Origin of the sequence: Pantoea sp. At-9b, assembly GCF_000175935.2 — a bacterium.
Classification (GTDB): Bacteria; Pseudomonadota; Gammaproteobacteria; order Enterobacterales; family Enterobacteriaceae; genus Pantoea.
Genome location: NC_014837.1, coordinates 392,775 through 407,327, shown reverse-complemented (window position 1 = coordinate 407,327; position 14,553 = coordinate 392,775). Strand labels below are relative to the sequence as shown.

The 14,553-nt window shown below is 45.6% G+C and carries 10 protein-coding genes; all 10 read left to right on the top strand.

What is annotated here, in order from left to right:
- The first annotated feature begins 1,046 nt into the window (after window positions 1-1,046).
- The 10 genes from PAT9B_RS01765 to PAT9B_RS01720 all read left to right on the top strand — a co-directional run bounded on the left by PAT9B_RS01765 (window position 1,047) and on the right by PAT9B_RS01720 (window position 14,539).
- A complete protein-coding gene (locus tag PAT9B_RS01765; RefSeq protein WP_013507535.1) occupies window positions 1,047-3,233 on the top strand; it encodes a polysaccharide biosynthesis tyrosine autokinase in 2,187 nt (728 codons plus the stop codon).
- A gap of 70 nt (window positions 3,234-3,303) precedes the next feature.
- On the top strand, window positions 3,304-4,047 hold the full coding sequence (locus tag PAT9B_RS01760; protein WP_013507534.1) for a hypothetical protein: 744 nt from the start codon (window positions 3,304-3,306) through the stop codon (window positions 4,045-4,047).
- Window positions 4,048-4,279: 232 nt separating this feature from the next.
- Window positions 4,280-6,430 carry a polysaccharide biosynthesis tyrosine autokinase gene (locus tag PAT9B_RS01755; RefSeq protein WP_013507533.1) on the top strand — a complete coding sequence of 717 codons (2,151 nt, stop codon included), beginning with the start codon at window positions 4,280-4,282 and terminating at the stop codon, window positions 6,428-6,430.
- A 95-nt stretch (window positions 6,431-6,525) separates the two neighbouring features.
- Window positions 6,526-7,386: a glycosyltransferase gene (locus PAT9B_RS01750; RefSeq protein ID WP_013507532.1), complete on the top strand. Its 861-nt coding sequence runs from the start codon at window positions 6,526-6,528 to the stop codon at window positions 7,384-7,386.
- A 17-nt stretch (window positions 7,387-7,403) separates the two neighbouring features.
- Window positions 7,404-8,657, top strand: coding sequence for an EpsG family protein (locus tag PAT9B_RS01745; protein WP_013507531.1), 1,254 nt, complete (start codon window positions 7,404-7,406; stop codon window positions 8,655-8,657).
- A 30-nt stretch (window positions 8,658-8,687) separates the two neighbouring features.
- Window positions 8,688-9,725 (top strand): glycosyltransferase family 4 protein, encoded by a 1,038-nt coding sequence (locus tag PAT9B_RS01740; RefSeq protein WP_013507530.1) that lies wholly within the window; start codon window positions 8,688-8,690, stop codon window positions 9,723-9,725.
- Window positions 9,726-9,753: 28 nt separating this feature from the next.
- Window positions 9,754-10,569 carry a glycosyltransferase gene (locus PAT9B_RS01735; protein WP_013507529.1) on the top strand — a complete coding sequence of 272 codons (816 nt, stop codon included), beginning with the start codon at window positions 9,754-9,756 and terminating at the stop codon, window positions 10,567-10,569.
- A gap of 106 nt (window positions 10,570-10,675) precedes the next feature.
- Entirely contained in the window at window positions 10,676-11,212 is a 537-nt protein-coding gene (locus PAT9B_RS01730) for a serine acetyltransferase (protein WP_013507528.1), read from the top strand.
- Window positions 11,213-11,225: 13 nt separating this feature from the next.
- Window positions 11,226-12,911, top strand: coding sequence for a hypothetical protein (locus tag PAT9B_RS01725; RefSeq protein ID WP_013507527.1), 1,686 nt, complete (start codon window positions 11,226-11,228; stop codon window positions 12,909-12,911).
- Between the two features lie 23 nt (window positions 12,912-12,934).
- Window positions 12,935-14,539 carry a hypothetical protein gene (locus tag PAT9B_RS01720; protein ID WP_013507526.1) on the top strand — a complete coding sequence of 535 codons (1,605 nt, stop codon included), beginning with the start codon at window positions 12,935-12,937 and terminating at the stop codon, window positions 14,537-14,539.
- Window positions 14,540-14,553 lie beyond the last annotated feature (14 nt).

The following is a 14,553-nucleotide window of genomic DNA, read 5'->3' as shown; positions in this document are numbered from 1 at the left end:
ATTCGCCTGGCCTGGCAGGTAACACGAGAGTATCGGCCGCGGCGCAAACAAGAAAGATGCGCAAAAAATCACGCTGCGACAGCGCCGTTCCTCTTTAATGTGTTGCCATTTACGCTGAAGGGCACGATTTTTTCGGTCCATTCTGGTCTGGCCGATGGCCATCAGGCAAATGAACACAATCAGTCACCCGGTTAATCATTCAGGTTAAATCCGCAGATGCTCCCTGATTATGGATGGTAAGGTTAACGGCGCTTTGTCCTCCAGGGTTTAAGTCCCTGTTTAATCATGGCCTAACACCTCTGCATCACAATTTCTATCAGATAATTACTGAACTCCCCCCACCAGAAACCAGCGCCTGCTGTGAAATAGTAGAAGGGAAATATGCCTTTATTATCTCGCGAGCAAATGGCTAAAATCCGAATCCCGTTACCCCGAAAAAAAATTCACTTCAATAAAAACGCCAACTTATTAATTTAACTATCTCACCCGGTAATATTTTTATTCTTTAGCAGAAATAATATGCCAATCGTAAATGAATAGCCAAATTCTTAGAGGCCCCTGCCATCCACTCTTACTCGTCAGAATTTTAGGAAATTAGCTATATTCCTTTGCGCCCAATAGGAAGATATTACTAAGCATGACAAAGATGTTTTCTTGTAAGAAAATTTCCCTTAATACCCGGTTTGGGTTTGCATTTATCAAAAAACAATAAAGACATGTGACATTTTACGTTAAGTTGTCGATTGGTGATTACACACGCTCTCCAGCCGCGACTGCTGATTATTTTAGTCAATCAGGACCAATAATAAGTAGAGAACAAACAATAGAACGAACAAAATATTTTATTTAACCATGGCAGAAACGGCATGGTTTTCCAGCAGGGATGACCTACTGGCAGACAAGACGAAATTGAAAATACCAATACCTAACTGGCAGTAATGATGCGCTGCTCTGGCGAAGCCTTTTGCGCTGTCTATCAATTTATTGATCAGGCCGGTAAATGTTGGGCCGTAAGGCTCACTGGTAGATTTCACAGGAACCATGGCATGACAACTACGATTAAACATAAAATTGTCACCGCGAAATCAGAAGAAATCGATTTGGGGCGCATTTACGGTGGATTACTCGATCATCGTAAATTAATTATTGGGGTGACCAGCGTCGTCACTCTGCTTGCTATTATTTATGCGTTGTTCATCACGCCGGTTTATCAGGCGAATGCGATGATTCAGATTGAGCAGAAACAAGGGAATGCACTGCTTAATGACATCAGCCAAATACTGCCAGATACGCAGCCGGTTGCCGCACCTGAGATCGCTTTGCTGCAATCGCGCATGATCCTCGGCAAGACCGTGAGTGATTTAAACTTACAGGCCGTTATCAGTCAGAAATATTTTCCGCTGTTCGGCCAGGGTTGGGCAAGGTTGACGGGAGAAGTGCCGGGGAAACTCAGCATTAATCAATTGTATCTGCCCCGCACAGATGATAAATCCCCGCGCATTACGTTGACGGTTGTGGATCAGGATCGCTTTCTCGTCGATCACGATAATGTTCAGTTCTATGGCAAAGTGGGTAGCCCCATCACCCGTGATGGCATGTTATTGAATGTCGACAGCATGCATGCCCAACCGGGTACGCAATTTATCGTGAAATATATCTCGCGTCAGGCGGCCATTGCCAGTCTGCTGGATAGCTTCGATGTCGAGGATCAGGGCAAGAAAACCGGGCTGCTGTTGCTGACGTTGAGCAATGAAGACAAGGCCAGTGCCGCAACGATTCTGAATGTTATCAGCGAGAACTATTTAGAGCAGAACGTTGCCCGGCAAAGGGCTGAAGATACCAATAGCCTTGATTTTCTGCATCAGCAACTGCCGCAGGTACGCCGCGACCTTGATGCCGCAGAAGATAAAATGAATCTGTATCGTCGTCAGAAAGACTCGGTGGATTTGTCACTGGAAACCAAGGCGGTACTTGATCAGGTGGTGAATATTGATACGCAGCTGAATGAATTGACTTTCCGTGAAGCTGAAATTGCGCAGTTATATACCCAAGATCACCCGACTTATAAAACCTTGCTGGAAAAGCGTCAGACCTTATTACAGGCGCGCGATAACCTGAATAAGCGTATTGCCGCGCTGCCTGCAACGCAACAGGAAGTGGAACGCCTGAGCCTTGATGTCGACGCCGGGCGTGCGATCTATATGCAGCTGCTTAACCGTCAGCAAGAGCTGGGCATAGCCAAATCAAGCATCATCGGCAATGTGCACATTATTGATACGGCGGTGACACAACCGTCGCCTATTCTGCCGAACAGACCACAGATGGTGGCAACAGGTCTGGTGGCGGGGCTTATGTTATCGCTCATCCTGGTTGCCGGAAAAATGCTATTGCGCAGGACAATAGAATCGGCTGAGCAACTGGAAAACATGGGTGTGAGTGTTTATGCCAGCGTACCGGTGTCCGAATGGCTAAATAAACAAAATGTCAGCACGAACACCAAACGCTTCGGTGGCAAAAAATCGGTTGCAGAAAGCAAGTTCCTTGCACTCGAAAACCCGGCTGATTTAGCCATTGAAGCCATACGCAGTCTGCGCACCAGCCTTTACTTTGCCATGCTGCAAGCCAGAAACAACGTGTTAATGATCTCCAGCGCAACGCCAAATGCAGGTAAGACCTTTATTGCCAGCAACTTAGCCGCAGTCGTCGCACAGTCCGGCATGCGGGTATTATTTATTGATGCCGATATGCGCAAAGGTTATGCCCATAAGCTGTTTAATTATCGCGGGGATAAAGGACTATCCGACATTATCTCTGGTCAGGTGAGCGCGGCCGACGTAGACAAGAAAATTGCGGGTGCAGGCTTCGACTTTATTTCTCGCGGCAGTGTTCCGCCGAATCCAGCAGAATTACTCTCACATAAGAGACTTGAGACATTACTGACCTGGGCATCGAATAATTATGATCTGGTCGTGGTAGATACCGCACCCATTCTGGCAGTGACTGATGCCGCAATCATTGGACGTTATGCCGGTACATCCATGTTAGTGGCGCGATTTGAAGTCAACACGATTAAAGAAATGCAAGTCAGTATCAAACGTTTCGAACACGTAGGCGTAGAAATCAAAGGATGCATTTTTAATAGCGTGCTCAACAAGGCAAGTAATTATTATGTCTATGGATACAGCCAATATAATTATGTCTATGCAGATGAAAAAAATGGATGGCAGAAATGAGTCAATGAAAACAGCCTCTGAATAACAGAGGTGTTTTTAAACGCTAAACTCAATGGTTAAAGGTTTTCCTATGCGTAAAACAATCTTTGTTGTGATTTTAAGCGGTAAAAATTATAAAGACTCACGCGTTCTCAATGGCATGATGAATAAATCGTATGCGGACACTGACCTCCTGATCATCAACCGTGGGCCTAATCCGTTGCAATTTGATAAAGACTTCATTCACAGCCTGGGTTTTTGTGTCAATAATATTGATATTAAAGAGTCGATTGGTGATCGACCACTGGGCGAGGTCTGTAACAATGTCATCAGCAACAACGCGCGATATGACCGCTTTATCTTTTGCGATGACGACAGCATTTTGAATAAAGAATATATAAAGCGTCTGGATCGCTACCATCAGCACGGTGTGGATTTACAAATACCCAGCATTCGAGGACGACTCGATGGTCGGGTTTATTACCCAATCATTAATGAATCAGTGTGTAAAGCTGCCGATGGCTTCAACATTAATACGGAGAGCAGCGTTAAGTCACTGGGGTTGGGGCTGGTAATCTATCGCTCATTAATTGAGAAATTTTCTGCTCGCAACATGGGGGTATTTGACAACCAATTTACCATAAACGGTTGTGATACCGGATTCTTTAGTCGGCTCGACATGTTGAAAACGGAAAAAATCAATGTCGCGATACAGGTGGTTAATTCACTGAATTATGCCCTTGTGCAGTCACAAGGACTGGCCAGTAAATGGCGCACATTGGATAAACTCCGTGAAAGCTTTTTATCGGTCAAGATGAGTCGTTTTCGCTATTGAAACGCGTAGAAAACAATAATGACGTTTGCGACAGAAAATTTTCCGGGAAAATTTTAGCACCATTGTATTAATAACCAATACCCATAGCTCATTATTTTATTTTTTGGATTTATTTTATATGACTATTTTACAGCAGCGCATACACATTCAATCTGAGTGTCGTCTCTCTCCGCCAATCATTTGGCGCGGGCTATGCCTGTAACTTCTGAATCAAGATAACAGGATAAACATCATGGCCGCCAAACCCGTTGTAACCATGCTGATGGATGAAGATGAAGGTGTCGAGGCAAGTCGACTCTTCGCGGAACTTCTCGATTCGCGCTTTCTGATATTGGTTATTACCGTCAGCTTTATGCTGCTGGCGTGGGGCTATACATTATTTACGCCCGTCATTTACCAGGCCAATACACTCATTCAGGTGGAACCACAGCACGCCAACGCCATTCTGGCTAACCAGAACGCCAAGCTCCCTGAGGGTAAACCGATCTCGGCTATCGATGTGAAGTTGCTGCAATCGAGAAATATCCTCGGTGCAACGGTTGACGACCTGAATTTGCAGGTCGTCGTGGAGCCGAAAGAAATGCCGATGATTGGCGCGGCTCTGGCAAAGTTGACAGGAAAAACCCCAGGGAATATTGAGGTCAAGCAGCTGTATCTGCCCGGCACCACTGACGACACTGCCGAACAGATTACGTTAACCGTCATCGATAACCGCCATTATCAGATTAGCTGGAACAATGCTTCTTTTGTGGCGGAAAGCGGCAAGGTTTTTGAATACGCAGGGATGAAGATTTTAGTTGGCAATATAAACGCCCTGCCCGGTGCGCAATTCACCGCCACCTTTCTCTCCAGACTGAATGCTATCGACAGACTTCAGTCGCAGCTGACAGCGCAGGATGCTGATATCAATAGCAACATGATCAGGCTGACGCTGACCGGAAAGAATCAACACCAAATCATGCGGGTGCTGGATAATATCGCCACCCATTATCTGAACCAGAATATTAGTGAACAGGTAGCGCAGGACCGTCGCAGCCTGGAGTATTTGAACCACCAACTGCCAGAAGTGCGCAGCACGTTAGATCGCAATGAAGATAAACTCAATGCTGCCAGGGAGAAAAATGGCACCGTTGATCTGCCACTGGAAGCGCAATCGGTACTTGAACAGTCGGTAAATATTGATAATCAGCTTAATGAACTAACCATCAGCGAAGCTGACATCTCTCAGCTCTATACCAAAGACCATCCGGTTTACAAAACATTGCTGGATAAACGCAATACGCTGCTGGAGGCCAGAGATGGGCTGAAAGAGAAAATATCGACAATGCCTGCCGTCCAGCAGGAAATATTGCGCCTGACCCGTGACGTTGATTCCGGACAAGTCCTTTATATGCACTTGTTGAGCAGGCAGCAGGAGCTGAGAATCTCGGTATCCAGTGCGGTTGGTAATGTACGTATCCTGGATAATGCCCTTGATGATCCTGAGCCGGTTTCACCGAATAAATACTTCATCATTTTTCAGGGCTTGTTGCTCGGCCTTTTCGTTTCCGCGAACGTCATTTTTATCCGATTCGCATTAGATAAAACCGTGGAATCATCAGAGGAATTAGAAGAACGGGGAATAACGGTCTACTCCAGCATTCCGTTCTCATCCTGGCTGGAAAAAAGTAACAGGAAGAGCACCTACAAAATTGCCAAAGCCTTCCTTGTACGGGAAAACCCTGGCGACCTGGCCATCGAAGCGTTGCGTAGTTTGAGAACCAATATCCATTTCGCCATGCTGGAAGCACGTAACAATATTTTGATGATCTCCGGTGCCAGCGCCAGTGTAGGAAAAACCTTTATCAGCACCAATTTCAGCGCAGTGATGGCGCAAACAGGGAAAAAAGTGCTGCTGATTGATGCCGATTTAAGAAGAGGCACCGCGCATCATATTTTTAATGTGGTGGAAAAATTCGGACTGTCCAACATCCTCGCAGCGAATAAACCCATCGAATACACACTGCCGCGAGTCATCAGTGACAATCTGCACTTTATTGGCCGTGGCACCCTCAATGAGGGCTTTACCGAACTGCTGATGAGTAGAAGATTTGGCGAACTGATGCGCTGGGCGGAGAGAAATTATGATTTAGTGGTAGTGGACACGCCTCCGGTATTGGCGGTTACTGACGCGGAAATTATCGGTGCCTATGCCGGAACGGCGATGTTGGTGGTGCGCTGCGACACCAATACCCTGAAGGAAATTGAAATAAGTCAACGTCGTTTTGAACGCAACGGCATAAAGATTAATGGATGTATTCTGAATGGGACAAAGCTCCGGTCGTATGGATACTACCGTTACAGTGATATCCAATATACTTATGAGTCCGCCAGACAAGGATAAAAAAGGATTATTCACGCGTATTGATGTAGCCAATTAAATTTTAACATTTTATCCGAACCAGGATGCCCATTATATTTGCCCAGGAGATAGACAAAATGAGTGCTAAGCACGCCGCACAACCTTTAGTGACGGTTTATATTCCAACGCACAATCGTTCGTCACTGGTTAAACGCGCCATAGCATCTGTTCAAAACCAGACCTATAGGAATCTGGAAATTATTATCTGTGATGATGGTTCATCAGATGACACCGAAGTGGTAATTGCAAAAATGAAAGAACAGGATAGCCGTATCATTTATCTTAAAAATGATAGGCCGATGGGTGCTTGTCATGCCCGTAATCGCTGTATTGCGATCGCCAAAGGTGAATTTATTACTGGCCTTGATGATGATGACTATTTTCTTAATACGAGGATAGCCAACTTCGTCACTGCCAGCCAAAAACTGAATAAGCCTTTTCTTTGTGCCAACATGATCTTCAAGAATCGCAATATCGAAAAAAAATGGAAGAGTTATGTCGGTGATATCACGCTAAACATGATGGGGTTTAAAAATTGGGTGGGTAACCAGGTATTTATCCGCACCAGCATGATGAAGAACATTGGTGGCTTTGATATCAATTTTCCAGCCTGGCAAGATTATGATCTCTGGTATCGGATGATTATGCAGTATGGCTCATGCTACAGAATTGATGATGCCAGCTATGTCGTCAATATTGATGATGATCGGCCTCGTATTACGACCGGCAGTAAAGCATGGCAGGGTTATCAGAAATTCATTACGACACATAAGCCTTCTTTGAGTCGTCAACACCTGAAATCGCTCTATTTTCAGGACAAGCTGAATAGAAAGGATGAAATCAATTTTAAAGAATTCTTCCACTATCCCAGCATTGATAACCTGCTGATCCTTACCAAACATAAAGTCAGAAAACTCATCAGCAATCAGCAACAATAATCAAGGGTCGTATTATTATGATGAGAATGAATAAGCTAATGCCCCTAAGCTTGGCGATGAGCATGACCATTCCATTAGGTGGATTGGTTCTGTCCTTTTTGTCACTGGATAAAAAAGGCATGAACCGGCTACCCTTTTTTGTCATGTCGATGTTCTATTTCTTTCTGTTGATCAAGATTCCGCCATTAGGCGATCTCTACAGGCGTTACCTGGAGATCCATGCTTATGGTCCGGGCACACATTTTTCTGATATTGCCAGTACCCATACGGATATCCTGCTGTATGTTAATGGCTGGATTTTTCAGCTACTGAACATTCCATTCTTTTTTATTCCTGCATTTTACGGTGGCTTGATGTGTTATTTACTTCTCGCATCGTTCCGTAATGTGACCCTGATAGAAAACGCGGGAAAAGAAAACAGAGACATTTCCTCGACCAGATTAGCCCTCACTTATTTTACCGTTTTTTCGGCGTTGAACATTTTAAACCTTGTACTGGGCATTCGCTATGGTACCGCACTGGTATTTATGATTTATGCCGTCACCTGCTACTTCAGCAGAAGTAAATTGCGCTGCGGTGTATTTGTGCTGCTTGCGCTACTGATGCATTTCTCTATGTCATTTGTGTTCCTGGTATTTGTGGCCAGTCTATTTTTCAAAGTTGATAAGAAATTTGTTTTACCGTTGAGCATTTTCTTCTGGGTGTTGAGTTCTGTGGCCTTACGCTCAATTCTGCCCAACTTATCTTTTATGGGCATTGGCGATTATGCCATGGATGGTTATGTTGACGGTACTTTTAGCGCAACGCCGAATGATAGCAACACCATTTTCGTCGCCCTTATTACCCGCACACTCGGATTGGCTTCTTTCTTTTTCTATCTGATGAGCCGGGGAGAGGTGAAAGGTTTTGATAGATTTTTGAATATCTACATTCCTTGTTGCTTCATCATGTCGATCTCTTATACCGCCATGGGGCGTTATCTCAACATTGCTCAGTATTTATTAGCAATCCGTATTTGCTATACCTATTTATTTTCAACCGGGCTTGATTCGCAAAAATTCCGCCTTCTTCTGAGAAATTACCTTGTGGTCTTCGCACTGCTCAGCCTGTTGATCATTAATATTTATACGCAACGCAGGACGTTATCAATGGGCGGGCTATGGTCTTACGCCTGGACAAGCCCGGTTTTCCTGATGAATTACACCCAACAGGACTTTGAGAATTATCTCAATGATATTGATTATGACGGCTACTGGATAAAACACAGATAACTTCGTTACTCATTTAAAAGACACAGCAAAATGAAAAATAAAATTCTTTTTATTGTTCCGAGTCTAAAGAACGCGGGGCCGGTCAACGTCTGTCTTAATATTATAAAAAACCTGCCGGATTTTTATGATATTGAAGTTCTGGCGCTTAATGACGGTGAAAGAAAAGAGGAATTCGCGGCACGGGCGAAAATTACCCTATTCAAACGGAGCGCGGTAATACAAATATTACGATTTATCCGCAGCGGTGGATTTTCGGTGATCCACAGCCACTGTACCGTTTCGGACATATTTAATTATTTATCGTTCGCTTCTGTGCCCCAGGTCACCACGATACATAATTATTTTGAAGTGGATTTCGTGCAAACCAAAGGATTCGTGAAAGGCATGCTCGAAGGTCTGGTTGGTCGTTATATGATTCGCCATTTCCATAAAGTAGCCTGTTCTCATGCAGTGATGAAACATTGCGTGAATTATCATGCGATGCATAACGTCACCGCGATTCCCAATGGCGTGGAGTCGCCGCATCTGGTGAAAAACCAGCATCATGATAATGAGGTTCATTATTTTTATTTAGGCGTACTTAACAAAAGAAAGAATGTTCAGCAAATTCTTGAGGCTTTTAGCGGTTGGTGTCAGGGGAAAAAAGCCAGACTGCATATTATCGGCGCAGGCACCGACGAAGCGTTTTTACGTCAAAAATTCAATAATGAAAAAATCATTTTTCATGGCAGCACCGATCAACCCCACGCGGTTTATCAGGATTTTGATTGCTTTATTTCGGCATCCCATGCCGAGGGACTGCCATTAGCACTGATTGAGTCGATGGCTTCTGGTAAGACATTCATCTGTTCAGATATTGAACCCCATCAGGAGGTACATAACGCATTTGAACAAAAAAGTGGTTTTTTATTTAACAAAACAACACATGGACTGATCTGCTGCCTCAACGAGTACTACTTGTCTGATGAGAAGGCCAGTCTGGCGAACAACGCTAAAAATAATTACCTGAAAAATTATTCAGCGAAAAAAATGGCCCTTAGCTATAGCGAGCTTTATCAAAAAATATAAATTTTTCACACACAGTAAAAGGTGACTTATGTTACAGCAACATTTTTCCGTCTTAATGTCCTTGTACTATAAAGAAAGTGCCGAAAATCTGGATAGCTGCTTCCGTAGTCTGGAGCAGCAAACACTTCAGCCTACTGAAATTGTTCTGGTGATGGATGGCCCGGTGGGTTCATCACTGGAATCCGTGGTTGCACGCTGGGAAAACAAACTTCCTGTTCGTCGGGTGCAACTGGAAAAAAATATCGGATTGGGGTTGGCGCTGGCTGAAGGTATGAAACATTGCTCCTGTGAATATATTGCCCGAATGGATACCGATGACATATGCCTGCCGCATCGTTTCCAGCGACAAATGGCATTTATGGCAGAAAATAGCCATGTCGCCCTGTTGGGAGCCGCAGTGATTGAGTTTGATGAGGAAGGTCAGCACCGGCTTAAACGTTTACCGGAACTGCATGCCGACATTAAACATTTCTCACGTTTTAAAAATCCGTTTAATCACATGAGCGTGCTGTTTAAAAAATCTGTAGTAGAACAAGTTGGAGGCTATCAACATCATTTATTTATGGAAGATTACAACTTGTGGTTAAGAATAATCGCAGAGAATTTTACCACACACAATTTAACAGATATTTTGTTGAATGTGCGGGCAGGCTCTGGCATGTTGAAGAAACGCAGGGGTTTTAACTACATTAAGAGTGAAGTCTCTCTCTTTAATTTAAAACGCAAATTGAAGACCGCTTCAATAGCGAATAACCTTGCCGCTTTTCTTGTTCGGGTCTCCACCCGCGTTGCGCCAGAGAAATTTCTTGAGCTGCTGTATCGTGTAGACAGAGCAAAAGTTTAAGTTTTCACTTTCCATCCCGCCATACTTATTTTTGAAATAATAAAATTATGTTCTTGCAGTAGATGACTGTGAACCGCTTTAGTTATCATCCGGCGTAAGGTGAACCATGATCAACATCATTCGTAGCATCAAACTCACATTGTCAGAAATCAGAATGAACCCAGGTATCAAATCGAAGCTGGTTGTGCTGCTGTATCGCCTGGCTTCTTTACATGCTAAACGGGTGCGCGTGTTTTATCCTGTCACACTCGCTTTTGTTATTCTGCATAAATTCTTCAATGAATTTATGTTTGGCATTGAGATTTCCTATCGGACCAAAATTGGTCACGGCTTTGTTATCTGGCATGCCTATTCTGTCATTATCAATAGTGGTTGCGTGATTGGTAAAAACTTTAACATCCGACAATGCTGCACCGTTGGCGGCAACAAACTGCCTTATCCTAAACATTTTATCATCGGTGATAATGTCTCAATGGGTGTTAACTCCTGCATCCTCGGTGATGATATTGAGATTGGGCATAATGTCATTATTGGTGCTGGCGCGATCGCAATGACCAATGTTGCCGATGACCATTACGTGGTCGCCCAAAAACCCTTTATCAAAACCCGTAAGTTTCCGGCTGAAGCTATTCGCGTAGCCTGACAGGTATCTGACAATGAAATTTATCTATGTAGATCCTTCAGCGACCGTTCAGGGGAACGGCAGCCGGGAAAAACCCTGGCGTTCGATGGATGACGTCATCGCTTCGGGTGTAATCCATCCGGTTACCGTTTCCATCAAACGCGGCACGCATTTCAACTGGTCCTATATCAGCGAGAACCCACTCGCTTTTTTCTTCAATCGTTCCGGCACCCAGAGCGTGCTGACGTCTTATGGCGAAGGTGCCTGGCCCATCTGGTATCCTAAAGACGCCGCTACGCGACATACCGACACGATTTTCCAAAACTTTAATATCAACTCCCTCCAGCTTTCCTCTCCTCCTGGTGAACAACATACTGGCGGTTATTTGTATGGTTCAATCCGAGGAGATGCCAATGGCATTTGCAATCTGGAAATTCACCATGTTGATTTTATTGGCGATCCGGCCGCGATTGCCGGTTCTGCCCCCGCCAAAGAAGTCGCCTGTATCCACTTGATGGTAAAAGAGCGGACCAATATCGCCCACAAAATTTTTATTCATGATATTTATGGCGATAATATTAATTGCGGCATATTCATACGTGGCAATCTCAATCTTTCCGATCCTGACACTTATTATGGCGATCAACGGAAGAGCTATGGGGTGCGTATCCTTGATGTTTCATTCACCAACATTGTTAACTACGGTGTCTTATTGTCTGGTACAGCCAGTAAAAATAAAAACCGTGATATTCGCGGTGATGAATGGGAATCGGGCTGGGATAATATTTATTACTCGTCCTACCGCACCAATGTTTATAACCCGATAAAAGATCCGTATGCCTGGACTACCCCTCGTGCTGATGTCCCTTTGTGGATGTCGGCGTGCGCTTACGCCACCGGGCAGAATTTTGAAGTGCACGGTTCCGGCCCTGCTGCCCCCGATCGCTATGCTTTAGATTTGGATTTTCACTGCAATAATTGCCTGTTACGTTGGGGTTACCTGACCAACAATGCGAAATCGTTTATGTTCGTGCAGGGCCCCTTCTCTTACACTTGGTATCATGCCAACGGCTATAAACCACTCAGTGATGATATCTATACGCTTTACCACACCCGTGGTCTGGGTTGTGTGGATAATGTCATTGAATACATTGTTTCCTATAACGATGGCGTCGCCCGAACACAACGCAGCGAAGATATTTACTGGAAAAAAGCCTGTTGTTTCATGTATTGCTACAACAACGTGGTGCGCAATTGCATGTTCATTGACACCATTTCGCAAGCTAATGACCATGTTCTTTATTGCAACCCACGCAAAGAGGACAATCCAGCAGTCCTGTCGATGACGCTGGAGAATTGTATTTTTTACTGGAAACACCGGGACAATTCCGATCTGATAAGCCCTGCCGAGGTGTCTGAATTTGGCACATTGCTGACCAAATATGCCTTTAAAAACTGCATCTTCTTCTCGGAAGCCTGGCCATCTGCCGCACCTGCGGCCTTGCCGGGTGTGACCACCCTCGATTTGCGTTATGTCGACCCTAAATTCCGCTATACCGTCCCTCTGGTCCCCCCTGCGGGTATGAAAGAAGCCAAAAATATCCTGCAACTGGCCAGCGATTCACCGGCACTACAAGCCGGGACCACCAATACCAGCCCGGATATCTGGGGCAAAGCTGGCAATAATATTGGCTGGCAACAGCAATCGACAGCGCTGTAGCCATCAACAGGCGGTGAGACATCATGACCCTATCAAGAAGACGTCTTTTGCACTGGATTCTGCCTTCGACAGTTCTGGCTCTGTTCTCCGGTCGAAGTTCGGCGTCCAACTCCGCTGATGCCCGAATCAGTCCCCACCCCTTACCCGGCGTTCCTCAACCCGACACGTTAGGCGCTGAAATAGGTAAAGATACCGGGTTCAAACTGATTGGCGGGTTCTTTGCCGGTGAAGGTAAGCCCGTCGTGGGTAGCGGAGCAGCATCCGTATTTGACCGGGTAAAACAGCGCGGGCAGTTTGATATCGTGCAGGGCGTGTCAGACCCGAAAGGGATAGCGGGATTGACGTTTGGCGGGTCCGATAACCGGGGGGCTTTAATTATTGATGAACGCGGACGCCTACAGACTTATGCCGCTAAAGAGGGAAAACCCACGGCGGCCAGAGTGGCGATTCCGTTCAGCGAACCCTATGGGCAAGGTGTTGCTGGCTGGAACGGCAGCATATTGCGCTTACCTTTCGCCGGTGCTGAAGATGATACGCTGCATTCTTCGTTGATCTTCCTGCCCAAAGCAGACGGTTCTGCAGATATGTATATTGCCGGGCCGGGCCAATTTACCGACTATGGCACACCCTATGCGGATTCGGCTGTCGTTGCCGCACGCGCCTTAACGAATAAAGATTTAATCGCGCCGCTGAGGCAGGGAAATGTGCAACCCACCACCTGGGTAAGCCAACCCAGTTGGGTAACATTATTCACCCTGAAAACCGGTGTAAGAAATTCTGGCCCGAACTTCACCGGACTGTTTATCTCCGGGGGAACCCTGGCAGAGTCAATCTATACCTATCTTATTCAATGCAATGATATTTTTGTCTCATCGCTCAATAGCGCGACGGCAAAGCATGTCTTACGTATCACGAACCTGCGTGATCCCTCGGACTATCGACATGACAGCGCAAGCCTGACGCAATTTGGCTACGTCTACAGCGCTGCGGACCATACGCTGACTGTCTATGCCAAAATTGCCGCTCGTAGTGAAGGCGCAACCTTCATTCCACTACGCTATGCCGAGGCAGGCAGTTCGGGTGAGGAGAAAGTCGTCATTGACCGTTCGCGCGATAAGCAGCTGACCAGCGAGCCTGAAGGTATTGTGTATGTTGAGACGGAAAACTCATTAACCTCCAATACTTACGTTCCTCTCAATGATGGCCGTGTGGTGAAGACCTCCGGGGCGGTGATCCGCATCTCTGATGCCATCGCCAACGCCAGCCGTTCACCGGTGCAGGATGCGTTTAAACAGAACGATAACCTTAGCGCGGTTAACCGCGGTTACGCGCAGACCGGTCAATTCACCGCGACTAAAGAAGCAACCGGGAAATATAAGATCACTGGCGCATCACTTGTCACGAAGAAGTCTCTATGGAAAATCAGCAATCCGCTGATCGCGGGCGGAGCAGGCATCCAGAATCTGGCGGCCACGATTGAATCAGAGGCATCCGATACGATTGTCATTGGTATCAGGACGCTGAAGTACAGCCTGAACGCTTCAGAAGGCAGCATAACCGCCTCTCTGGGCGACTATACCGATATTCCGGCTGACAGTTGGGTGGATATCCACACGACGCTGCAATAAATGAAAGGTGCCAG